The 23,879-nt window shown below is 73.1% G+C and carries 13 protein-coding genes and 2 pseudogenes; 7 read left to right on the top strand and 8 right to left on the bottom strand.

Annotated elements, in window-relative coordinates; genetic code table 11:
* Positions 1-53: 53 nt before the first annotated feature.
* Entirely contained in the window at positions 54-7,556 is a 7,503-nt protein-coding gene (locus tag AB0435_RS12305) for an amino acid adenylation domain-containing protein (protein WP_366426831.1), read from the bottom strand.
* A gap of 534 nt (positions 7,557-8,090) precedes the next feature.
* On the opposite strand from AB0435_RS12305, the gene AB0435_RS12300 reads away from it, so the two are divergent.
* Positions 8,091-9,182: a tryptophan dimethylallyltransferase family protein gene (locus AB0435_RS12300; protein ID WP_366426830.1), complete on the top strand. Its 1,092-nt coding sequence runs from the start codon at positions 8,091-8,093 to the stop codon at positions 9,180-9,182.
* Positions 9,183-9,379: 197 nt separating this feature from the next.
* On the opposite strand, the gene AB0435_RS12295 is transcribed toward AB0435_RS12300, so the two are convergent.
* The 6 genes from AB0435_RS12295 to AB0435_RS12270 form a co-directional block, all read right to left on the bottom strand.
* Positions 9,380-10,960, bottom strand: a complete 1,581-nt coding sequence (locus AB0435_RS12295) for a CocE/NonD family hydrolase (protein ID WP_366426829.1) — start codon at positions 10,958-10,960, stop codon at positions 9,380-9,382.
* Between the two features lie 171 nt (positions 10,961-11,131).
* Positions 11,132-12,322 (bottom strand): globin domain-containing protein, encoded by a 1,191-nt coding sequence (locus tag AB0435_RS12290; RefSeq protein WP_366003627.1) that lies wholly within the window; start codon positions 12,320-12,322, stop codon positions 11,132-11,134.
* Positions 12,323-12,405: 83 nt separating this feature from the next.
* Positions 12,406-12,849, bottom strand: a complete 444-nt coding sequence (locus tag AB0435_RS12285) for an Rrf2 family transcriptional regulator (protein WP_366003626.1) — start codon at positions 12,847-12,849, stop codon at positions 12,406-12,408.
* Positions 12,850-12,900: 51 nt separating this feature from the next.
* The gene (locus AB0435_RS12280) at positions 12,901-14,532 is read right to left on the bottom strand and encodes an aromatic amino acid ammonia-lyase (protein ID WP_366003624.1); all 1,632 of its coding nucleotides are present in this window, start codon (positions 14,530-14,532) and stop codon (positions 12,901-12,903) included.
* A 457-nt stretch (positions 14,533-14,989) separates the two neighbouring features.
* Positions 14,990-15,820 (bottom strand): TIGR03619 family F420-dependent LLM class oxidoreductase, encoded by an 831-nt coding sequence (locus tag AB0435_RS12275; protein ID WP_366003623.1) that lies wholly within the window; start codon positions 15,818-15,820, stop codon positions 14,990-14,992.
* 146 nt (positions 15,821-15,966) lie between these two features.
* Complete coding sequence (locus AB0435_RS12270) at positions 15,967-16,986, bottom strand: IPT/TIG domain-containing protein (RefSeq protein ID WP_366426828.1); 1,020 nt, start codon at positions 16,984-16,986, stop codon at positions 15,967-15,969.
* Between the two features lie 152 nt (positions 16,987-17,138).
* Here AB0435_RS12270 and AB0435_RS12265 point away from each other — a divergent pair, with 152 nt between their 5' ends.
* The 6 genes and pseudogenes from AB0435_RS12265 (at position 17,139) to AB0435_RS12240 (ending at position 22,415) form a co-directional block, all read left to right on the top strand.
* Positions 17,139-18,032 (top strand): SGNH/GDSL hydrolase family protein, encoded by an 894-nt coding sequence (locus AB0435_RS12265; RefSeq protein WP_366426827.1) that lies wholly within the window; start codon positions 17,139-17,141, stop codon positions 18,030-18,032.
* 150 nt (positions 18,033-18,182) lie between these two features.
* Positions 18,183-18,539 (top strand): annotated as a pseudogene (locus AB0435_RS12260) (zinc ribbon domain-containing protein); the annotation flags it as partial.
* Between the two features lie 72 nt (positions 18,540-18,611).
* Positions 18,612-18,764, top strand: a pseudogene (locus tag AB0435_RS12255) (transposase); the annotation flags it as partial.
* Positions 18,765-18,888: 124 nt separating this feature from the next.
* A complete protein-coding gene (gene pcaB / locus AB0435_RS12250; protein WP_366003643.1) occupies positions 18,889-20,310 on the top strand; it encodes a 3-carboxy-cis,cis-muconate cycloisomerase in 1,422 nt (473 codons plus the stop codon).
* Between the two features lie 370 nt (positions 20,311-20,680).
* Entirely contained in the window at positions 20,681-21,328 is a 648-nt protein-coding gene (locus AB0435_RS12245) for a hemerythrin domain-containing protein (RefSeq protein WP_366003620.1), read from the top strand.
* Positions 21,329-21,548: 220 nt separating this feature from the next.
* Positions 21,549-22,415: an AfsR/SARP family transcriptional regulator gene (locus tag AB0435_RS12240; protein ID WP_366003619.1), complete on the top strand. Its 867-nt coding sequence runs from the start codon at positions 21,549-21,551 to the stop codon at positions 22,413-22,415.
* Positions 22,416-22,616: 201 nt separating this feature from the next.
* Here the strand turns inward: AB0435_RS12240 and AB0435_RS12235 are convergent, their stop codons facing one another.
* A complete protein-coding gene (locus AB0435_RS12235) occupies positions 22,617-23,879 on the bottom strand; it encodes a nucleotide sugar dehydrogenase (protein ID WP_366003617.1) in 1,263 nt (420 codons plus the stop codon).

Here is a 23,879-nt window from a genome sequence, read left to right as displayed (position 1 = left end):
CCTTTCCGTGGAGGGCGTGCCGGGGCCGGGCCCCGGCACGGTGACGGCGCCGCTCAGCGCGCGGCGGGCGGTGGGAAGAAGCCCGACGAGACGAAGAAGTCGGCGTAGCGCCGGATCAGTTCGCCGTCGAGCGGCGGGAACTCCGGGCCCGAACCGGCCAGCCCCGCGAGGGTGTTGGTGCGGTCCAGGTCGATCCGTCCCACGCGGGCGAGCGCGGGGAGGGTGTCGGTGAGCAGCACCGCGGCGTCCAGCAGCCCCTCGCCCGCGGCCGGCCCGCCGTCCGCCGCCGCGTCGGCCCGCTCCCGCAGGAGGCGGGTCCAGTCGTCGAGGTCCAGGCTGTCCAGGCGGTAGCCGTACTCCCGCAGATGGCCGAGCACGGTCTCGAAGGGGACGGGCGCCGGGCAGGTGAGGTGGTGCGCGAGACCCTCGGCGCCCGGGGTGCGGGAGAGGTGGACGACGGCGGCCGCGGTCCAGTCGGCGGGGATCAGGTCGACCACCGGCTCCGTGCCGTCGGCCGCCGGGCGGGGCACGGCGCCGAGGACGAGCATGGCGCGGACGAGCTGCCAGAACACGTCCCGGCTCGAACCGGCGCCGCTGACAGTGTGTCCGCTGATGCGCCCGCACCGGTGGACGGTCACCGGCAGCCCGCGCCCGGCCGCCTGCCGGACGAGCTGCTCGGCCACCCACTTGCTCTCGGTGTAGCCGCCGGGCAGGACGTCCTCCGGCCGCACCCGGTGCGACTCCGGTACCGGGCCGGGGAGTTCGGCGGTGCCCACCGACACGGCGGCCGTGGAGACGTGGTGCACGGGCGTGGCGCACCGGGCCGCCAGCCGCAGCACTTCCTGGGTGCCCGCGACGTTCGCCGCGCGCAGCCGTTCGTACGGGTCGACCGCGCTGACGCGCGCGCCGTTGTGGTAGACCGCGTCGACCAGGCCCGCCAGGGCCTCGAAGCGCTCGGGGGTGAGGCCGAGCAGCGGCTTCTCCAGGTCGCCGGGGACTGCGACGATCCGGCTGCGGGAGAACTCGTTCCACAGTCCGTACTCCGCCATGTTCCGCCGGATCCGGCGGTCCGCCTGCGCGGCGTCGTCCGCGCGCACCAGGCAGTGGATGTCCGCGCTCGTCCGGTCCAGGAGCTCGCGCAGCAGGAACGCCCCGAGGAAGCCGGTGGCGCCGGTCAGCAGGATCGTCTCCCGTCCGTCCGCCCGCCCGCTCCGCGCCGCCCGGCCCACGGTGATCGCCGGGTCCAGCACGGCCTCCGCGGCGAGGTCCACCCGGGTCCGCGCGGGCGCCCCGCCGGCCGTGCCGGGGGCGTCGGCGGCCTCCAGCAGCGTGGCCACGGTCTGCCGCTCGAAGAGGGTGCGGACGGGCAGTTCCACGCCGAGGCGGCGGCGCACCCCGCTGATCACCCGGGTCACCAGCAGCGAGTGCCCGCCCAGGTCGAAGAAGCTGTCGTCGACGGTCACCCGGGGTACCCCCAGCACCTCGGCGAACAGCTCGCACAGGATCTGCTCGCGGGGGTTGCGGGGCTCCCGGCCGGTGGACAGCGCCCCGAAGTCGGGCTCGGGCAGCGCGGAGCGGTCCACCTTGCCGGTGGCCGTCACCGGCAGGGAGTCCAGGACCACGACCGCGGACGGCACCATATAGCCGGGCAGCAGACCGGCCAGACGGTCGCGCAGCCCGGCCCCGTCCAGGCGGCCCGCCGCGTCACCGGAGGGCACCGCGTACGCCGCCAGGTACGTACCGCCGCGGGCGTCCTTGCGCGGGACGACGACCGCCTGGGCCACGCCCGGGTGGCCGCCCAGCACGGCCTCGACCTCGCCGGGCTCGATCCGGAAGCCGCGGATCTTGATCTGCCCGTCGGTGCGGCCGATGAACTCCAGCTCGCCGTCGGCGTTCCAGCGCACCGTGTCCCCGGTCCGGTACATCCGCTCGCCCGGCGCCCCGAACGGGTCGGCCACGAACCGCTCCGCCGTCAGCGCCGAGCGGTGCAGATAGCCGCGGGCCAGCCCGGCGCCCGACACGTGGAGCTCCCCGGGCACCCCCGGCGGCACCAGGCACAGGTCACGGTCCAGGACGTAGGCGCGGGCGCCCACGGTGGGCCGCCCGATCGGGGGCGTCCCGCCGCCGGACAGCGGTGCGCTGAGCGTCGCGCACACCGTGGTCTCGGTCGGGCCGTAGCCGTTGAGGAACCTCCGCCCCCGCGACCAGCGCCGCACCGTCTCCGCGGACGGCGCCTCGCCCGAGGTGATCAGCCAGCGCAGCGACGGCAGATCGTCCGGTTCCATCACCGACAGCGCGGCCGGGGGCAGCGTGGCGTGCGTGACCCGGTGCCGCCCGACCAGCGCGGCCAGTTCAGGGCCGGGCGCGGTGAGCTCCGCGGGGGCCATCACCAGGGTGGCGCCGGTCAGCAGCCCGCCGCACAGCTCCCACACCGCGCCGTCGAAACTGTGCGAGGCGAACTGCAGGATCCGGCTCGCCGCCGTCACCCCGAACCGCCGCACCTGCGCCTCGACCACGCCGGTGACTCCCGCGTGGGTGACCACGACGCCCTTGGGGCGGCCGGTCGAACCGGAGGTGTAGATGACATAGGCGGGGGACGCGCAGGTCAGCGACCCGAGCCGCTCGCCGTCGGCGACATCGGCCTCCCAGCACAGGCCGACGGCCCGCCGGGTCTCGTCCCGGTCCAGCACGACGGTCCGCAGCCCCGCATCGTCCGGCAGTGGCAGGGACGTGCCGGAGTCGGTCAGCAGGATCGCGGGCCTGGCGTCCTCGGTCATATAGGCGAGACGGGCCGCCGGATAGCCCGCGTCCAGCGGCAGATAGGCGGCCCCCGCCTTGAGCACCGCGAGCGTCGCGACGACGGAGTCCGCCGTACGCGGCAGGGCGATCGCCACGAACCGCTCCGGCCCGGCGCCGCACCCGATCAGATACCGGGCGAGCTGGTTCGCCCGCGCGTTCACCTCACGGAACGTCAGCGTCCTGACGACGCCGGTGCCGTCGTCGTGGATCAGCGCGGTCGCGTCCGGCGTCCGCCGCACCTGCGCCTCGAACAGCTCCGGCAGGTGGCCGAGCGGCGACGTGGGGACGTCGTCCCCGCTCTGCGCCAGCAGCCGCTCCCGCTCGTCGGGCAGCAGCACGTCGAGCGAGCCGAGCCGGCGGCCGGGGTCGGCGGTGACCGCGTCGAGGAGCCGCAGGAAGCGGTGGACGAGGCGCTCGACGGTGGACCGGTCGAACAGGTCGGTGCTGTACTCCGCGACCCCGTCGATCCCCAGCGGCCGCTGGTCGGCGCCGTGCCGCTCCCGCAGGCTCAGCGACAGGTCGAACCGGCAGGCCCCGGTGCCGACCGCCCGCTCCGCCACGCTCAGGCCCGGCAGCTCCGCCGCGCCCCCCGGGGCGTTCTGCATCGCCAGCAGCACCTGGAACAGCGGGTGGTGGGCGAGGCCGCGCGCCGGGGCGAGGGCGTCGACGAGCCGCTCGAAGGGCACGTCCTGATGGGCGTACGCGGCGAGGTCCGTCTCCCGGACCCGGGCCAGCAGGTCGCGGAACGCGGGGTTCCCGGCGGTGTCCGTGCGCAGCACCAGGGTGTTGACGAAGAAGCCGACGAGGCCGTCGAGCGCGTGGTCGGTGCGGCCCGCGACCGGGGTGCCGACGGCGATGTCCGGGCCGGCGCCCAGCTTCGTCAGCAGCGTCACCAGCGCGGCGTGCACGACCATGAAGGGGCTCGCCCCGCAGCCCGCGGCCAGTTCCGTGATCCGCCGGTGCAGCCCGGCGTCGACCGTGAAGTGCAGGGTGTCGCCGCGGTGCGAGGCCACCTGCGGGCGGGGCCGGTCCACGGGCAGCTCGGCGCACTCGGACAGGCCCGTCAACGCCTCGGTCCAGTAGGCGATCTGACGGGACGCCAGACTCTTGGCGTCGTCCTCCTCGCCCAGCAGCCGGCGCTGCCACAGGGTGTAGTCGGCGTACTGCACCGGCAGCGGCTCGGTGTCGGGCGCGGCACCGGCGCGGCGGGCGGCGTAGGCGGTGGCGAGGTCGCGCCACAGCGGCGCCAGCGACCAGCCGTCGCACGCGATGTGGTGGACGACCAGCGCAAGGACGTGCCGGGCGGGGCCCGTGGTGAACAGCCGTGCCCGGACCGGGATCTCGGCCGCCAGGTCGAAGGGGTGCCGGACCGCGGCGGCCACCGCCGCGTCCAGCTCCTCCGGCGCCACCGCGCTCACGTCGAGCCGGGGGCGCACGGCGGCCGTGTCCAGGACCAGCTGCCGGGGCACCCCGGCGGTCTCCGGGAAGACCGTCCGCAGGCTCTCGTGCCGGGCCAGGACATCGCCCAGCGCCGCTTCGAGCGCCGCGCGGTCGAGCTCGCCGTCGAGATCGAGCACGAGGGGGACGTTGTAGGCGGAGCCCGGCCCCTGGAGGTGGTCGAGGAACCACAGCCTGCGCTGGGCGAACGACAGCGGCACCTCCTCCGGGCGCGCCGCGGGCTCCAGCGGCGGGCGGTCCCCGGCCGACGCCTGGCGTACGGCCTCGGCCAGCCCGGCGACCGTCGGCGTCTCGAAGACGGCGCGCACCGGCAGTTCCAGGCCGAGGACGGACCGCAGCCGGGTGCTCAGCCGGGTCGCGGACAGCGAGTGCCCGCCCAGGGTGAAGAAACTGTCGTCGACGGTGACCCCGGAGACCCCCAGGATGTCGGCGAACAGCCCGCACAGCAGCTCTTCGAGCGGATTGCGGGGCGCCCGGCCGCCCTCGGCGGACCCGGTGCCGGGCTCCGGCAGGCGGCGCCGGTCGACCTTGCCGTTCGGGGTCAGCGGCAGGGTCTCCAGCACCACCGTCGCGGCGGGGACGAGGTAGTCGGGCAGCCGCTCGCGCAGATAGGCCCGGACCGAGGAGACCAGCGCGCCGGTGTCCCGCGCGGACGCGGGGGCGTTGACCAGCGAGGACAGCGGCGTGTCCGCCGTCCTGGGCCGTCCGCCCGCCGAGCCCGGCCGACGCGGCGTCAGGAGCACGTCCAGGGTGCCCTCGACGTCGGCGGACCAGGTGGCCGAGGCCCGCAGGCCCAGCCCGTCCGCCAGCTCGTGGAGGCGCTCCAGGGTGTCGGTGTCGGTGTCGTCACGCGCGCTCAGGGCGCGGACCCGGCCCGTACCGCCCTCCAGGGCCCGCAGCGCGTCGGCCACCGGCGCGAGCCGGCTGTCCGACACGCCCGTCAGCAGGACGTCGCCGGCCGGCGGCTCCGCGCGCAGGAGTGCCGCGAGGTCGTCGAGCGTGCAGGCGTCCTGCCCCCACGGCAACTCCCGTACGGACAGGGGCTCCTGCTCCTCGGGGGACAGCTTGCGCAGAACGGCGTCGTAGCGGTAGCGCGTCAGCTCGTTGACCGCGCGGCCGCGCTTCACGCGCACCTCGCTGCCGACCCCGTCCGGCAGGCCGGCCGCCAGCTCGGCGAAGAACGCCGGGTCGACCAGCAGTTCCTTCTCCCGCACCATGCCGTGCTCGACGGCCGCGTGGACGGCGGCGGGGTCGGCCGGCAACTCGGCCTGGCGCAGCCGGACATCGGTGTGGAAGCAGCGCAGCAGCCGCAGGTTGCGGACGTCGCCGACGAACACCGCCCCGCCGGGCACCAGCAGCTCCACGGCCTTGGCCAGCACGTCCGCGAGGTAGTGGGCGTCGGGGAAATACTGCGTCACGGAGTTGACGACCACGGTGTCGAAGAAGCCGGCCGGCAGGTCCGCCGTGTCGTCGGCGGCGCCGGCCCGCAGCTCGACCCGGTCCGCCAGCTCGGCGTCCTGCCGCACCAACTGCCGCAGCGCCTCGATGACCTGGCCGGAGAGGTCCGTGCCCCAGTAGGCGTCGCAGTGCGGGGCCAGCCGGGACATCAGCAGTCCGGTGCCGACGCCGATCTCCAGCACCCGGCGCGGCCGGAGCTCACGGATCCGGGCCACGGTGGCGTCACGCCACTCGCGCATCTGCGCCGGGGGGATCGGCTCGCCGTCGTAGCTGCTGTTCCAGCCGGAGAAGTCCTCGCCGAAGCGCGCCCGCGCGACGTCGCTGTACAGCGAGTCGTAGATCTCCTGCCACTCGCCGACCCGGTCCGTGCCGTCCGCGGGATCCTCGGCGGCGCTCTCCTCCGCGGGGACGACATAGCCGACGAGCCGCTTCTGTCCGGGCCTGTCCTCCCGGACGACGACGGCGGCCTGGGCGACCCCGGGGTGCCCGGCGAGTACGGCCTCGACCTCGCCCGGCTCGACCCGGAAGCCGCGTATCTTCACCTGGTCGTCGCTGCGGCCGACGAACTCCAGGAGTCCCTCCGGGCCGCGCCGCACCAGGTCACCGGTGCGGAACAGCCGGGCACCGGGCTCGCCCAGCGGGTCGGCCACGAACCGCTCGGCGGTGAGCCCCGGGCGGTTCCAGTAGCCGCGGGCCAGCCCCGAGCCGCCGACGTAGAGCTCGCCGACCTCGCCGGGCGGCACCGGCGCCAGCTCGCGGTCGAGTACCTCCGCGCGCATCCCGGCCATCGGCGCGCCGATGGGCACGACCGTGCCCAGGCCGCCGGGGTCGGCCACCCGGTGGCAGGTGGCGAAGGTGGTCGTCTCCGTCGGGCCGTAGCCGTTGACGACCGCCGTCTCCGGGCACGCCAGCAGCACCCGCCGGACGGCCGCGGGGGAGACCGCGTCCCCGCCGGTCCACACCTCCCGCACCCCCAGGAAGCACCGGGGGGCCTCCTCGGCCAGCACCGAGAACAGGCCCGCCGTCACCCACAGCCCGGTGATCCCGGAGTCCGTGACCGCGGCGGCGATGCTCCGCGCGTCCAGGTCGCCGGGCGGCGCGACGACCACCGCGCCACCGCACAGCAGCGGCACCCACAGCTCGTAGGTGGAGGCGTCGAACGCGTGCGGCGAGTGCAGCAGGACCCGGCCGTGCGCACCGCCGCGCCACGCCTGGTCCCGGGCGAGGCCCACCACGTTCTCATGGGTCACGGCGACGCCCTTGGGCGTGCCCGTGGACCCGGAGGTGAACATCACGTACGCCAGCTGGTGCGGGAGCGCGCGAGGCGCCTCGCCGCCCGCCGGCCGGTCGGCGTCCCGCGCGTCCACCGCCACGGGCAGCACCCTGCGCCCCGCCGTGAGCCGGGCGTCCGGTGCCTGGCCCGACGTCAGTACGAGACCGGCGCCCGTCTGGTCCAGGATCCACCGTAATCGGGAGACCGGCTGCCGCGGGTCCAACGGGACGTAGCAGCCGCCGGACTTGACGACCGCGAGCAGGGAGATCACGAGCTCGGCCGAGCGGTCCATCAGCACCGCAACGGTGCCGCCCGGTGCCATGCCCTCCGCCGTCAGCCGCCGCGCCAGCCGGTCCGCGAGGGCGTCGAGCTGACGGTAGGTCAAGGAGGTGTCCGCACCGCTCACCAGGGCGGTCGCGTCGGGGGTGAGGGCCACCTGCCGGGCGAACGCCTCCGGGAGCGTCGCGGGTGGCGCCTCGTCGGACGGTGCGGCGGTGTCGGTGGGGGACAAGGAGCGCGGAGCACCGGCAGTGGGCCGGGGTCGGGCGGAGTGGTGCTGTGCGGACACGCGTCAACAACTCCTCTGCACAGGCTTCCCGGAGCACGACGGCGCCGACAGTCTCCGGTTGGCCGCATGTGGACAGGGCACATCCCTTCGCGGGCGGCATGCACCAGCGAACGATGTGTAGCGATCATGTCGCAGAAACGTCGTGTTACGGACCAGCGCCGTGCATGATCCGGCCGTTCTTATGAATCCTTGCCCAAGGCTGATCGTAACCGTCGGTAAGGCGCAGGTGTGGGTGGGCGAACGGGGCGTTCCGCCGTCGTGGTCCGGGCGGACCACCGGCCGGGGACCGGTGCGAGCTGGAGCGGATCGCCCGTACGCGCGAAGAGCGACAGATTGGCCGGAACATAGACCCGATAACGGGCTCCCGGGCAATTGTCGGGCAAAGCTCTGACAGGCCCCGCCCCACGGTGGGAAGATCGCGCTCGTTTTTGCCGTCACGACGCACAGGGAGACACGATGGAGTCCGCAGGCCCCGGTCCCCAACCACCCCTCCGGTCAGGTGATTTCACCCCGGACACGGGAGTCGTAGCCGAGATGGTCGGCCGCCCGCTGCGCTTCGACTCCGACCGCTACCCACCCGCCACCCGCTACGCCGAGGTCGCCTGCGACAAGGTGTGGCGCGCCCGCGAGAGCCTCGGCGTCGACGCGGGGAGCCGGGAGTCGCTCCTCGCGTTCCTGCGGGAGCTGACCGACCCCTGGGGCGAACTCCCCGTCGGCACACCGCCAAAGGACGCCTGCTGGGTCTCCGTCGACGGCATGCCCATCGAGACCTCGATCGCCTGGGCCGGGCGCAAGGCCGGCGTCCGGCTCTCCCTGGAGTCCCCCAGGGGCCCGGCGAAGCGCCGGATGGAGGACGGCATGGAGCTCACCCGCCGCCTCGCCGGCCGCCTCGGCGTCTCCGTCGACCCCTACCTCCGGGTCGAGGACCTCTTCACCGCCGACGATCCGCAGGGCTTCTTCACCATCGCCCACGCGGTGGCCTGGGTCCCCGGCGGCCCTCCCGCCTACAAGATCTTCCTCAACCCGGCGGTCAACGGCCGGGAGGAGTCCGCCGCCCGCACGGAAGAGGCCCTGATCCGCCTCGGCCTCGAACGCCCCTGGCGCGCCCTCACCGAGCACCTCGGCGGCTCCTACGGCCCGGAGCACGAACCCGTCGCCCTGGCCATGGACCTCGTGCCCGGCGAGGAACTGCGCACCCAGGTCTACATCGCGCACTCCGGCGTCTCCGCCGACGGCATCGACGCGAAGGCCGCCGCCGACCCCGGCCACACGCCCGGCTCCTTCGCCCGCGCGCTCCGGGCGGTCAACGGCCCGGACGACGCCCCGGAATGGAAGCGGAAGCCACCCGTCACGACCTTCACGCTCCAGCCCGGCCGGGCGACGCCGGTGGCCACGCTGTACATCCCGATGATCCCCGTCCACGACAACGACGCGGCGGCCCGGGAGAGGGTGGCGGCGTTCCTGCGGTCCGAGGGCGTGGACGCGTCGGGGTACGAGTCCGTGCTGGGCGCGCTGGCGGAGGGCCCGCTGGAGCACTCCCGCACGCAGAACTTCATCTCGTACCGGGGCGGTGAGACGCCGAGGTTCTCGGTCTATCTGGCGCCGGGGGTCTATCGCGAGGCGTAGGGCTCCGCCCGGGGTCCGGATGTGCCGTGGGCCGACGATCACCCCTGGCACATCCGGCCCCGGTTCCGGGGAAGCGCCCGCCGCCTGAGCGGGTTCGGCGAAGTCCTGCGGTTCGGCGGCGCCCGAAGGGGCGCGGGGAACCGCGCGACAAGCCACGACGCACCCGCAGATGACACACCGGACTTCCGGCGGAGCGCTCAGTCGCGCACCGGGACGGACAGCGTCGGTGCGCCGAAGGACAGCCGCGCCCCCGCCGGGTTGTGCGAGATGTAGAGCGGGTCCACCGAGTCCACGACCAGCGCGAGCCGGTGCCCGGCCGGCACGTCGTAGGCCGTGGCGTAGAGCGGCAGGTCGACCCCGAAGCCCCGCCCCGGCACCTGGTCCCGGAACGTGTACGGCGCGTGGCTGATCAACTTGCCCACGCCCAGCGGCCCCACGTCGTAGAGATAGGCGATCGCCGTCCCCGTCTCCTTGTCGCTCGTCATCGTCGTGTTCACCCGCACACTGCCCCGGATGCGCTGCCCGGAGCCGTACGGACCGGTCTGCCACACAGCGGCGTACGTCCGGGGCAGCAGCGGGACGGACACCATCGGCGGGATCTTCAGGAACTGGTCGAGCGCGTTGGAGAGGATGACGGTGCCGCCGTCCGCGCCCGAGTCGACGCCGGTGCGGATGCTCTGCGCGCCGTCCATCGTCACCGTGTGCCGGTTCCGCTCGACGTCCGGCCAGTTCGCGTACGACTCGTAGCCGCCGCCGGTGCGGGAGGAGATCTGGACGGGCGCCTCGCGGTCGATGCCGTTGGCCTCGCCCTTGAGGTAGTGGTCGAACCAGCGGTGGGCGTGGGTCCAGGTGTCGTTGGGCAGCCCGAGCAGCCCCGTGGCCTCGGCGGTGGCGTGGTCGCCGGGGCGGAACTCCAGGCGTTTGGGCCCGGTCAGCCGCTCGTAGAACTTGGCGTACTGGTCGGGGGTGAAGAGCGAGTCGCCCCAGGCGTTGCCCAGCATCACGGCGGTGCCCTGGGCGTTGAGGCGGTCGACATAGGTGGCGGGGGAGCGCTGTGCGCCCCAGGCCAGCATGTCCTTCTCCTTGGAGAGGTCGTTGCCGAGGAACTCCTTGAGGATGCGCTGGAGTTCGTCGCCCGGTCTGCCGGTGAGGCCGCCCAGGCCCCCGAGGAGCTCGGCGGCCTGCTTGTGCTGGGTGTGCTCGCCGTAGATCGATTCGATGAGGTCGGCCCAGCCGCTCAGCGCGGTGACCGCCTTGACGCGCTTGTCGAAGGCCGCGGTCATCAGGCTGATGCCCGCCCCGTAGGAGACCCCGCCCATGCCGACCTTCGCGGGGTCGGCGGGCGCGTGGGCGAGGGCCCAGTCGATCACCGAGGAGGCGTCGGCGATGTCCTGCGGGCCGGCCGTCTCGATCTTCCCGCCGGAGAGCCAGAAGCCGCGGGCGGTGTAACTGACCACGACATAGCCGGACTCGGCGAGCTGCTTGGCCTGGGCGAGGTATTCGAGCTGGGGCATGGCCCAGCTCGTGGGGAGCACGATCAGGGGGTGGCGGCGGCCGCCGCCGGTGTCCCCGGGGGTGAAGACGTTGCCCTTCAGGGTGATGCCGCCGGAGCCGGGGATGTCGGTGAACCGTACGGACGCGGCGGCGTGGGCCACCGCGGCCGGGCGGTCCGGGGCGGCCCAGGCCGCGGGGGCGGATCCGAGGGCGGTGCCGGCCAGCAGGGCGGCGGAGGCGGCGCCGACGGCCGTGGCGCGCAGGGCCTTGTGAGGGTGTCGCACGGTCACACTCCTGAGGTCGGTGCCGCGCTTGCGGTGCGGGGGGTGCGGCACTCCGAAGCGAAGTGACCCGACGGTAACCTCGATCACTTACCGAGGGTAATGGTCGCGCGAGTTACGCGTGGGTAACGATCCGCCCCGAGGTGCCGCCGACCGCGCTCCGCCGACGGTCCGTCAGGCGCCCTCGCCCAGCCACAGGTCCGGGCCGAAGACCTCGTAGTGGATGTCGGCCGCCGCCACGCCCGCCGCCAGGAGCTGGGTCCGGGCCGCGCGCAGGAAGGGCAGCGGTCCGCAGAGGTAGGCCGTGGTGCCCGCCGGGATGTCGATGAGCGAGAGGTCGGCGCGGCCCGTGCGGTCGGCGGGCCGCTCGGCCTCCGGCTCCTCGTACCAGACGTGCGCGACCGCGTCCGGGAGCTTGGCCGTCAGCTGGAGGAGGTCGGCACGGAAGGCGTGCGTGGACTCGCTGCGGTCGGCGTGGACGGCGATCACCCGGCGGGTGGCGCCGGTGGTCGCCAGGTGGGAGAGCATCCCGATCATCGGGGTGCAGCCGATGCCCGCGGACGCGAGCAGCACGGGCGCGTCGCCCTCCTCCAGGACGACATCCCCGAACGGCGCGCTGACCAGCAGCGTGTCACCCACGCCGAGCCGCTCGTGGAGGTGGTGCGAGACCTCGCCGTCCGGGTCCCCGGTCACCCGCTTGACGGAGAACTGGAGCGCGTCGTCGGGGTGGCCGGAGAGGCTGTACTGGCGGATCTGCCGGGCGCCGTCGGGGAGTTCGACCTGGACGGAGACGTACTGCCCCGGGCGGGAGGCGGGCAGCGGCCGCCCGTCGAGCGGCCGGACGAGGAAGGTGGTGACCTCGGCGGTCTCCTGGATCCGGCCGACGATGCCGTAGGGGACGCGGGTGTCGCCGTCCCGCGCGCCGGCCTCGGCGTGGAGCCGGGCCTCGATGGTGATCAGCGCGTTGGCCATCAGCCAGTAGACCTCGTCCCAGGCGCCGGCGACCGCGGGGGTGATCGCGTCGCCCAGCACCTCGACGATCGCGGCGAAGAGGTGCTTCTGCACCAGCGGGTACTGCTCCCGCGTGATGCCGAGCGAGGCGTGCTTGTGGGCTATGCGCGAGAGCATCGCGTCGGGGCGCGTCTCCGGGTGCTCGACCAGCGCGGTGGCGAAGGCGGCGATGGCGCCCGCGAGTGCCTGGCGCTGGGCGCCGTTGGCCTGGTTGCCCCGGTTGAACAGATCGCGCAGCAGCTCCGGGCGATCGGCGAAGAGCTTGTCGTAGAAGAGCGGGGTGATCTCGCCGATGGCGCCGCCGACGGCGGGGAGGGTGGCGCGGACGATCTCGGTCGACCTGGGGGACAGCATCGGGGCTCCTGACGCTCGACTGAAACTGGTATTCAAGAGTCGTATTTAACGGTGCGGTGCGGCCTCGGGGGAGGCGGTGGGGGTCACTCGCCGGGGCCGGTGCCCAGGCTCAGCAGGAGGGGGCCGGTCGGGGGAGCGGTCAGCTCCTCGACGGTGATCGGGTCCAGGGCGGCGAAGAACGCCTCCTGGGCCTGCCGCAGCGCGCCGCGCAGTCTGCACGCGGCACGCAGCGGGCACGGTGGGTCGTCCTCGCAGCCGACGACGTCGCCCGCGCCCTCCAGCTCGCGCACCAGGCGGCCGATCGAGGCCGTGCGGCCGGCGGCGGTGAGCGCGAGCCCGCCGCCCCGGCCCCGGCGGGCCTCGACGACCCCCAGGTGCTGGAGCCTGCTGACGACCTTGGCCGCGTGCGTGTACGGCACGCCGACCGCGCCGGCCACCTCGCGGGTGGTCGGCGCCTCCTCGTCGCCCGCCACCGCGAGGCGCATGGCGATGCGCAGCGCGATGTCGGTGCCCTTGGTGAGTCGCACGGTGCGACTCTAACTAATTGGAATCTGAGAAACCAATTAAGGGCGGGCGTCTCAGCCGGTCACGGCCGCCTCGGCGGCGGCGCGCAGTTCGCCGGAGGCGATGAGCGCGGTGACCCGCTGGATGTCGGCCGCCAGCGGACGGTCGCCCTCCAGCGCGGGGGAGACCGAGCGGATCAGGTCGTACGCGGCCCTGGTCGGGCCGCTGAGCACCTCGGTGCCGCGCAGGTCGGCGGCCTGGGCCAGGGCGAGCAGGTGGATCGCGGCGACCTGGCGGACCAGCTCCACGACCGTACGGGCGTCCCGCGCGGCGATGGTCGCCATGCTGACCTTGTCCTGGTTGTGCGCCTCGGTCGAGCGGGAGAAGGAGGTCGCGGGCATGGTGTTCTTCAGCGCCTCGGCGGTGAGGCCGGAGGCGGCGATCTGCATGCCCTTGAAGCCGTGGTGCATCCCCGCGTCCCAGCTGTCCGCCTCGAAGTCGGGGATCAGGTTGGGCGTCAGGCCGTTGTTGAACTTCTCGTCCACGACCAGCTCCAGCTGGCGGTCGAGCAGGTCGGCGACGCTGGCGACCGCGGTCTTCAGGGAGTCCATGGCCTGGCCGACGTGGCCGCCGTAGAAGTTGCCGCCGTTGCGGACGACACCGGCGTCGATGTCGAACAGCGGGTTGTCGTTGGTGGAGTTGATCTCGATGTCCACCCAGTTCGTGGCCCAGTCCAGGGTGTCGCGGAGCACGCCGGTCACATGCGGGGCGCAGCGGATGGAGTACCGGTCCTGGATCGGCTCCTCCAGCTCGCGGAAGCCGGCCTCCGACAGCGACGCGTCGCGCTGCGCGACGCCCGGGTCGCGGTCCTCGGGGTTGCCGAGCAGATCGCGGATGGTGAGCGCGCTGCGGCGAGTGCCCGTGTGCGGCTTCTGGTCGAAGATGAACGGCGCGAAATGGCCGGGGTTGCCCTGGAGCACCTGCGAGGCCAGCGCCGTGGACAGGTCCGCCGCGAAGGCCAGCTCCGCGGCGTCGTGGAGGGCGAGCGCCGCGAACCCGGACATGAAGGACGTGCCGTTGACGAGCGCCAGCCCCTCCTTGGCCTCCAGCACCGCCGGGGTGAGACCGGCCGCGGCCAGGGCGTCCGCCGAGCTCTTCTCCTCGCCCTCGTGCAGGGCCCGGCCCTGGCCGGTGACGAGCGCCGCGATGTAGCTGAGCGGGACGAGGTCACCGCTCGCGCCGACCGAGCCCCGCTCGGGGATGGGCGCGAGGATGTCGTGGTTGAGGCATTCGAGGAGCAGCTCGACGACCTCGGGGCGGACCGCGGAGTAGCCGCGGGCCAGGCAGTTGGCGCGGATCACCATCGTGGCGCGGATGACGTCCTCGGCGGCGACCGGGCCGATGCCGCAGGACAGGAAGCGGATGAGGTTCTTCTGGAGGTCCTCCGCCTTCTTCCCGGATATCTGCCGGGTGTTGCTGTCACCGAAGCCCGAGGTCACCCCGTAGACCGGGATGCCGGCCTCGATGACCTGCCCCTTCAGCTCGATCGACTTGAGCATGCGGCGCACCGTGTCCTCGGCGAGGGTCACGCGGGGCGCGTCGTCCTTCCCCCGTGCGGCGGCGACCACATCACTGACCGTCAGAGTATGCCCGTCGATGGGGAGTTCGGACTTGGACCGGGCGTCTGCTGCCGTGGAGTCAAGCATGATGTGCGTAATTCCTTCCGTGGGGGCGGGATGGAGCGGAGCGCGCCGGACCGGCGATGTGCGGCGCCGGTCGTTTCACGTGCCCGTGGGACGCTTATGGCGTGGGATCGGATTTTTCCGGGGAATGCGGCGCGGAGAGGGCGGGGTCGCGCGTTTCGCGGCTCGTGTCCGCGGCGTGCCGACGGCGATGCCGGCCACGCGGCTAGAGCAGAGCGGAGCAGGAGCGGTGCGCGGCTCCGGCCGCCGGGACGGCGGCGTGCTGAGAAGGCATCAGTTCGTCCCCCCGGTTCGAACTCGGCTGCAATGCAGCGGTATTCGAAAACCTATCAAAAGGGCCCGGAGCCACGGCTATGGCCTTGCTCACAGGACGGTAATGCCCGGGAAATGGATCCGGCCGTTTCCCGGGGATCCGGCCAGGGGCCGCGGGCTCCGGCGCCGCGGCCCGCGGCGCTGCCGGTCAGCTGCCGGAGAGCAGTTCGGGCACCCGGGCCGCCAGCGTCCGCATGCGCGGCCCGAAGCCCTCGACGGGGCCGAAGTGCAGCCCCAGGTCCTCGGCGCCGGCCCGGTCCCAGTCCCGTACGCGCTCCGCCACGTCCCCGACCGGGCGCGCGTCGTCGTTCCAGGCGTCCCGGGCCCCCGCCGAGACGTGCTCCCCGCCCAGTTCCCGCAGCCTCGCCCGGCGCGCGGTGAACTCCTCGGGTGTCAGGCCGACGCCCTGCCACATCTCCCCGACGCGCGCGGCCCGGCGCAGCGCCGCGTCCGAGTTCCCGCCGATCAGGAACGGCACGGGCACGGCGGGAACCGGCTGGAAGACGGCGCGTTCGTCGAAGGAGCGGACGTCGTCCGCATACGGCCCGCCGCCCCGCGTATGCAGGTGGCGGACGATCCGCAGGGCCTCGGTGGTACGGGCGCCGCGCGCGGCGAACTCCGCCCCGGCCGCCTCGAACTCGTACGCCTCCCAGCCCGTCCCGACACCCAGCACGAACCGCCCGCCGCTCAGATGGGCCAGCGTGGCCGCCTGCTTCGCCAGCACGAGAGGCTCCCGCAGCGGCAGCACGAGCACCGAAGTGCCCAGAGTGACACGGGTGGTGACGGCGGCCAGGTGCGCGAGCATGGTCAACGGCTCGTACACACCACCGTAGACGGGGCCGTACTCCGCGGGCGGCAGCACATGGTCGGGAAGCCACACCCCGGCGAATCCCAGGGTTTCCGCTTCCTGGGCGAGTTCCACGAGCCGGGACGCGGGCATCGCGGCTGATTCGTCGGGAAGGATGACATGCAGTCGCACAGTGGCTCCTCGGTGAAACGGTGGGACCGATGTCAGCGGCAACATCGCCAATTCACCGAAGATTCCGGGTGAACGGGCTCGAATTCGCATCCCGCGCCCGCGAAATCGAGCCCGCCCGGTGCTTGACCCCGGTGCGAATTACCCGATCAGTTCGCCGCGTACGTGAAACGCGCCGCCGCGCCCACCGCGCTCGTGCCGCCCGCCGTCTCCACGGTCACGTCGACCGTCCCTGTGCCGCCCGGGGAGACCGCGCTGCAATAGTCCGGCCCGCAGGAGGCGTGTTCGGCGGGCCGTCCCCCGAAGCGCACGGTGCCGTGGGCCAGGCCCGTACCGAAGACGGCCACGGCCGTGCCACCGGCCGCCGGTCCGCTCCGCGCGGACAGCTGCCGGACGACGGGCGCGGGCGGATCCGCCGGGCCCGCGCCCGTGTACGTGAACTGCCCGGCCTCCGCGGCCCCTCCCGGCGTGAGGACGTCGACGGGAACGGCACCGGTGCCGCCCGGGGCGACCGCCGTGCACGCGGTGCTCGTGCACGACGTCCGCGCCGCGTCGTCCCCGAACAGCACCAGCCCGGAGTCCAGGCCGAAGCCCGTGACCGTGACGGCGGTCCCGCCCGCCCCCGGGCCGGTGACCGTGTCGACCCCGGTCACCACCGGCTCCGGCGCGGCCGCCGGGGGCTCGGAGGGGCCGTCGAGGGTGTACGTGGAGACGTTGTTCTGCGGGTTCACGTCCTCGGCGTTGGCGACGGTCGCCCTGATCACCCCGGACGGGATGCCGGCCCCCGCGGTGACCTGCACCTTCATGAAGTGGCTCCGGCCGGGCACCATCGTGCCCACGTAGGTGGCGTCCAGATGGCGGCCGTCCGGCGAGACCGTCTCGGTGAAGGTGTAGTCGTAGGGCGTCGAATACATCAGCGCGCCGCTCGTCGTCACACCGGGCGGAAGGTCCACGGTGAGGTGGGTCACCCCCGTGACGTCCTGGGACCCTTCGGACTTCCAGGACACCGAGAAATTGCCGTGGTCGCCGGGTCTCGTCGGGTAGTTGCCCGCCTGTCCCACGGACACGTCGGGCCCCTGGACGGGTTCGCCGGCCGCCGCGGAGGGCGCCGTGACCAGAGCGATCGTGGCGAGCGCGGCCGCCACACAGGATGCTGCTATGCGAGTCATCACATGGCCCGTCATCGCCTGATTCGCCCGCCCCGTTACGGCTCCCGCGTCACGACGGCGTCATCGAGCCACATTGACAGACGGTCACCACGAAGCGAGTCTTGCGACGCACTGACGGTCGAACGGACCGTGGAACGACATCGGAGGCACGGGTGGCACAGGTACACAGACGCGGTGGGCAGTACGGGAAGGCCATGGCGGCGTTCGGCGCGGCCGCGGCCCTGGCGGCCACGGCCGCCACCCCCGCGACGGCGGCCCAGGCCACGCCGGACCGCGGCGGCGAGCGCTACGTCGCCCTCGGTGACTCCTACACCTCCGGCCCCGGCATCCCCGAGCAGACCGGCGGCGACTGCCTCCGCTCCAGCGTCAACTACCCGGCGCTCACCGCCGCGAAGCTGCGCGTCGCGACCTTCAAGGACGTCAGCTGCAGCGGCGCGAAGACCGACGACATGTGGCGCGCGCAGGGTGCCAACCCCGCACAGCTCAACGCCCTGGACAAGCGCACCACGCTCGTCACCGTCGGTATCGGCGGCAACGACATCGGCTTCAGCGACATCATCGGCACCTGCGCCAAGCTGTCCCAGACCGACCCCACCGGCGCGCCCTGCAAGAAGCAGTTCACCAACGCCGACGGCAGCGACCAGCTCACCGCGCGGATCGCCGGCGCCTCGCGGAAGATAGCCGCCGTCCTCAAGGCCGTCCACCAGCGCGCGCCGCACGCCCGCGTCGCGCTCGTCGGCTACCCCTCGATCATGCCGGACAGCGGCATCGGCTGCTTCCCGGCGGTGCCGATCGCGGCAGGCGACGTCCCTTACCTCCGCGACACGGAGAAGGGCCTCAACGCGATGCTGAAGAAGGAAGCGGCCAAGGCGCACGTCCGCTACGCCGACACGTACGGGCCGACGGTGGGCCACGACACGTGCGCCGCCGCGGCGGATCGGTGGATCGAGGGCGTGAAGCCGGAGAGTCCGGCGGCTCCTTTCCACCCGAACGCGAAGGGTGAGTCGGCGATGGCGACGGCGGTGCAGGGGGCACTCGGCGGCTGAGGCCAAGCCTCGATCCACCGGACAATTGCCGGTCCAGGGATCGGACATGAAGACACGGATGCCCTCTGAGCTGGGGTGATGGGACTTCCTAGGGTTCCGTCAAGGCCTGGCCAGGGGGCGCCCCGTTTTGGCGGGGTGGGGGGCTTTCCGAGCGCCGCCGGGATGACCAAGGCCCCGGCATCCAGGCCCGATCCCGGGCAGCCCGGCGTGTTCCTCCCGAACGGTGCCGCCGCGAAGGCCGGGCTCAACCGCGGCATCCCCGAAGCGGGTTGGGGACTGTTCCTGGGAATCCTGGCGCGGAAGGCTGAGAGTGCCGCTCGCCGCGTGATCCCGGTGGACGCCCGCGACACCTCCCGCACATGCCCCGACTGCGGGCACGTCGCCAAGGAGAACCGCGTTACCCAAGCGCAGTCCGAGTGCACCGCGTGCGGATTGGTCGCGAACGCCGACCACGTCGGCGCGCTCGATGTGCGCATCAGGGCCGGGCCGGTCCTCCGCGCGGAGGCTTGGCCACCGACACAGGAAGCCCGCGACTTTGGGCGTGGGTGGAGTCACGTCCACAGCATCGGAGTGCATCCCGACCTGCACTCGGGCGGGGTCAGGACCGATGCCCGCGACGCGTTCGTGATCGCCGGGACCGCCGGGTCCATGCGGCACACCCTGCGCGCGGCGGACCGCGACGACGAGGCGCCGGCCGAGCTGACGATGCTCACCGGCTACGACAACGACCTCGGTGGCCCTCGGCGGTCAGCGGCGGCATCACACGGGCGCAGGCGACGCTCATCACGGCACGCGCGGTCCGCCAGGCTTTACTTGTCCTGCACACCGATCTACTGGAGATGAGTACATGACGCGCATGGCAAGAGGGTTCGACGGAGGGCTCGACGCGGGGCTGCTGTCGCCGGTGCGGGTGGGTGCCCCCGTCGAGGAAGCCGTCGCCGAGACGGCGTGGTTGCAGGCCATGCTCGACGCGGAGGCGGCGCTCGCCCGGGCGCAGGCGACGCTGGGCACGGTGCCGGTGGCGGCCGCCGAGGCCATCACGCGTGCCGCTCGGGCCGAGCGGCTCGATCTGCGGTCCCTGGCCCTGGCCGCGCGGGAGACGGCGAACCCGGTCGTGGGTCTCGTGCGTGCGCTGACGGAGGTGGTGGCGGCCGAGGCGCCGGAGGCCGCCGAGTATGTGCACCGCGGCTCGACGAGCCAGGACATACTGGACACGGGCATGATGCTGGTGTGCCGCGAGGCGATGGGCTTGATCGGCGCCGATCTCGTACGGACCGCCGAAGCGCTGGCCGTGCTCGCCGAGCGGCACCGGACGACGGTCATGGCGGGCCGTACGCTCGCCCTCCACGCGGTCCCCACCACGTTCGGCCTGAAGGCCGCGGGCTGGCGGCAGCTGGTGCTGGACGCCGAGGCGCGGATCGCCGCCGTGCGACGATCGCTGCCGGTCTCGCTCGGCGGGGCCGCCGGTACCCTCGCCGGCTATCTCGAGTACGCGCGACTCGAGGCCGGTGTCACGGATCCCGGCGACTACCAGGACCGGCTCGTCGAGGCGTTCGTGGCCGAGACCGGGCTCGCCCGCCCGGTCCTGCCGTGGCACGCGCTGCGCACGCCGATCGCGGATGCCGCGGCGGCGCTCGCCTTCACCTCGGGTGCGCTCGGCAAGTTCGCGGCCGATGTCCAGGTGCTGGCCCGGACGGAGATCGGTGAGGTCGCCGAGCCCTACGTGGCGGGCCGCGGCGGATCGTCCGCGATGCCCCACAAGCGCAACCCGGTGCTCTCCACGCTGATCCGCAGCGCGGCCATCCAGGTCCCGCCACTGGCCACCGGCTTGACGCAATGTCTGATCGCCGAGGACGAACGGCCGGCGGGCGCCTGGCACGCCGAGTGGCTGCTGCTGCGCGAATGTCTGCGCCTCGCCGGGGGTGCCGCGTGGACAGCCGCCGAACTCGCCGGAGGACTGACACCCCGGCCCGGGCGGATGACGGAGAACCTCGACCTCACCGGCAGCCAGCTGGTGTCCGAGCGGCTGGCCGCCGTCCTCGCCCCGAGCCTCGGCAAGGTCCGCGCCAAGGAGCTGGTGACCTGGGCGTCGCTCACCGCCGAGCGGGGCGGCCTCCCGCTGGGGCAGGTGCTGCTCGACCTGCCGGAGGTGGCCGCGCACTTCACCAAGGAGGCACTGGACGAGCTGCTCGATCCCACCGCCTACACCGGCGTCGCGCACTCGCTGGTCTTCCGCGCGCTCACCGCGGCGCCCGCCGACGGCCCGGAGGCACGGTGATGTCCCGGCTGTCCGCGGCCGGCCGGGTACCGGGCCGGAAGGGCTGACGGTCCGGCCGGTCCCCGCCCGGCGTGCGGGGCGTCGGGCCGGACTCCACCTGCCGTGCTGAGGGGCGTCGCGCCCCCGCCCGGAACGAGGCCGGACCGGGAAATGGCCTGCCGCACTCCGCTTCCGGTTCCCGCAGGCGCCCGAGGGTATGGACGGGTGACCGCCGTACATCCGGGCCGACGGTAACATTATCTATGGAACAACTTGCCCCAGAGCCTGGCTCGGCGGATACTTCGGACCAAGGCCGCACAGCGCCCGCCGCGTGCCCTGTCCGAGCGCGTCGGCCATGCCACTTGGGTGTTCGACCGTGAGGAGTTGACCCATGACTGTCAGTCCGGCCCGGCGCGGTCGAGCTGTGGCGACCCTGTACGCGATCCACGACGCCTTCCGGCGCGACGCGGCACGGCTGATGACGGCGGCGAGCGACGAACACGCCTCGCGGAACCCCGCGGTCAGGGCCGGATGGGAGGTGCTGAAGGGTTATCTGTCGATCCAGCACGGCGCCGAGGAGCTCGCGCTGTGGCCCGCCGTACGCACCGGACTGGCGGCCGCCGGTCGGCCACCCGCCCCCCTGGCCGCACTCAGGGGCGAGCGCGCCCGGCTGGGCGACCTGGCCGAGGAGATCGAGCGCACGCTCTCCGGTTCGCGCCGATCGCCCGTGCGTCCGCACATGGAGGACTTCTGCATCTCGCTGCTGGCCCATCTCGGCCACGAGGAAGCGGAATTATTCCCTCCCGCCCTGGCCCTGCTCGATCGGCGCGATTGGCTGGCCTATGACCGGGAACGCCGCCGCCGAGTGGGCCGCGAGGGACTGGCGTCGTTCTATCCGTGGCTGCTGGACGGCGCGCCCGAGCCCACCCGACGGCATATGCTGCGATTGCTGTCGCCGCCCCAGCGATTCGCCTACCATTTCACCTGGCGGCCACGGTACGAGCGCACAGCCCCGTGGCACTACTCCTCGATGCCGTGACCGGGTCCGAAATCCGTACGGCCCTTACCCGGAACGGCGTTCACCGGTTGGCCGGAGCGCCGGAGATCATTGAAATGTCGTGGTAACTGGCTTACAGTCCTGCGGAGCCCGCCGGTTCTTTCCTGCCCGTTCATGGCTTCGAGAGCAAAGCTTTTCGGCCCGCTCGCCTTGAAAGGTGTGCGAAGACATCGTGGAATTTTCCATTCTAGGCCCATTGCGCGTGAGCGAACAGGGGCGTGACTGCACCCCGACCGCGCCTAAACAGCGGCAGCTCCTGGCCCTCTTGCTCCTGAGCGCCAACCAAGTGGTCACGACGAGCACCTGCATTGACGAACTCTGGGACAACTCCCCGCCGAACTCCGCGCTCTCCACCGTCCAGTCGTACATCCTCCAACTGCGCAGGGCACTGGGCGCGATTCCGCGCATCGGGAGCCCGCAGGCGGCACGACGCGTGCTGGCGACCCGGGACGGCGGCTACATCCTGATCGCCAGGAATGACGAACTCGACATCAACAACTTCACGGCGCTCGTGCGCGAGGGCCGGGCCCGACTGCGCAGGGACGACGCGCAGGCGTCGGCGCTGCTCTGCCGTGCGCTGCGCATGTGGCAGGGCTCGGCCCTGTCCGACGTCCAGGCCGGACCGGTGCTCCGGGCCCACCTGATCGGGCTGGAAGAGGAGCGCATCAGCGTACGGGAGCAGCGCGTCGACGCCGAGCTGCGCCTGGGCCGCCACCGCGAACTGGTCGGCGAACTGAGCTCACTCGCCGCGCAGTGCCCCACGCACGAGTACCTGCACGCGCAGCTGATGCTGGCCCTGTACCGGTCGGGGCGCCGCACCCAGGCGCTGAGGGTCGCGCAGAGTCTGCGGCAGGTGATGCACGACGAGCTCGGGCTCGAGCCGTCCCCCGGCATCCACGGGCTCCACCGGGCCATGCTGGTCTGCGACCCGCTGATCGACACGCACGCGGGCACCGATTCCGTCTTCGACTTCACCGGCGCGGCGCCACCGGGGGTGGTGCCGCCCGACAGCGTGCCGGACACCGCTCTGGCGAATTGCGCGCGTACGGACTACTGCGCGGAGTCCTGACCGCGTTCCGTCCGGTGGTGAACCGCGTGCCGTCCCGTGGTGAGCGGGACGGTCCTGGCCGCGTGGCGGGCAGAGCGCTCCGCCCGGGGCCGTGTCCGACCGGTGGTCCGCCGCCCCGCCGGCGGAGCCGCCGTGTCCCGGCGGGACCCGGACGACGCCCTCGCGCGAGGCACAAGGGCGATGCCGTGGTCACGGAGACGGTCACAGGGACTCGATGTTCTCCCCCGACGGGACGCGGCGACGGCAGTCGAACACATACCGTGCCGCGGAGGCGACGGCTTCGTAGTCGACGGCATCGTGGTCGGTGGTGATGAGGACCGCGTGCGCCTCCCTGAGCTCCTCCTCGGTCAGTTCGACCCGGGTGAGCCCCGGTATGCCGACGCTCTCGGTGACGTGCGGATCGACCACCCGGACGGAGGCGCCCGCCTCGACGAGCATCCGGGCGATGGGCAGCGCCGGGGACTCCCGTACGTCTCCGGTGTTCGCCTTGTAGGCGAGCCCGAGCATCAGGATGCGCGAGCCGGTGACGGTCTGCCGCCGCCGGTCGAGCCCGCGCGTGAGCCGGCTGACCACGTACTCCGGCATCTGGCTGTTGAGTTCATGAGCCAGCTCGACCAGCCGGAACCGCTTGCTCAGGGTCCGCTCGACCCGCCAGGACAGATACAGCGGGTCGACCGGCAGGCAGTGGCCGCCGACGCCCGGACCGGGCGTGAAGCGCATGAAGCCGAACGGCTTGGTCGAGGCGATGTCCAGTGCCTCCCAGACGTTGACGCCGATGCCGGCGGCGTGCGTGGCGAGCTCGTTCACCAGGGCGATGTTCACGTGCCTGAAGGTGTTCTCCAGCACCTTCGCGAGCTCCGCGACCCGCGTCGACGGCGCGAGCACGGTCTCGCGGACGATGGTGGCGTAGAAGGCATCCACCTCCCGCAGTGACTCCTCGTCCACGCCGGAGACCACCTTGGGCGTGGTCTCGAAGGTCCACTCGGGGTTGCCCGGGTCGATGCGCTCGGGGCTGTAGCCCAGGTGGAAGTCGAGCCCGGGGCTCAGCCCCGAGCCCTTCTGCAGGATGGGCGCGAGGACCTCCTCGGTGGTGCCCGGATAGCTGGTGGACTCCAGGATCACGGTGGACCCGGGCGTCAGCCGCGACGCCAGCGCCTCGCCCGCCGCCTCGACGAAGGAGAGGTCGGGCACCCCGTCCAGCAGCGGGGTGGGCACGGTGATGACGGCGATGTCGAAGCCGTCCAGGTCGTCCGGGTCGATGCTCGGCCGGTACGTACCCTGGTCGAGCACGGCGCCGAGCCGGTCCGCGCACACGTCCCCCACGTACGACTCGCCGGCGGCCAGCCGCATCACCCGGGTCGCGTCGGTGTCGTACCCGACGACGTGGTAACCGTGCTCGGCCGCCGCGACGGACAGGGGCAGACCGACGTACCCCTGCCCCATGACAACCAGTTTGGTGGTCAT

This window comes from Streptomyces sp. NPDC051173 (assembly GCF_040689515.1).
In the GTDB taxonomy this organism is placed as follows: Bacteria; Actinomycetota; Actinomycetes; order Streptomycetales; family Streptomycetaceae; genus Streptomyces.
Note: the sequence above shows the minus strand (reverse complement) of the source record. Positions and strands in the feature narration are given on the sequence as shown.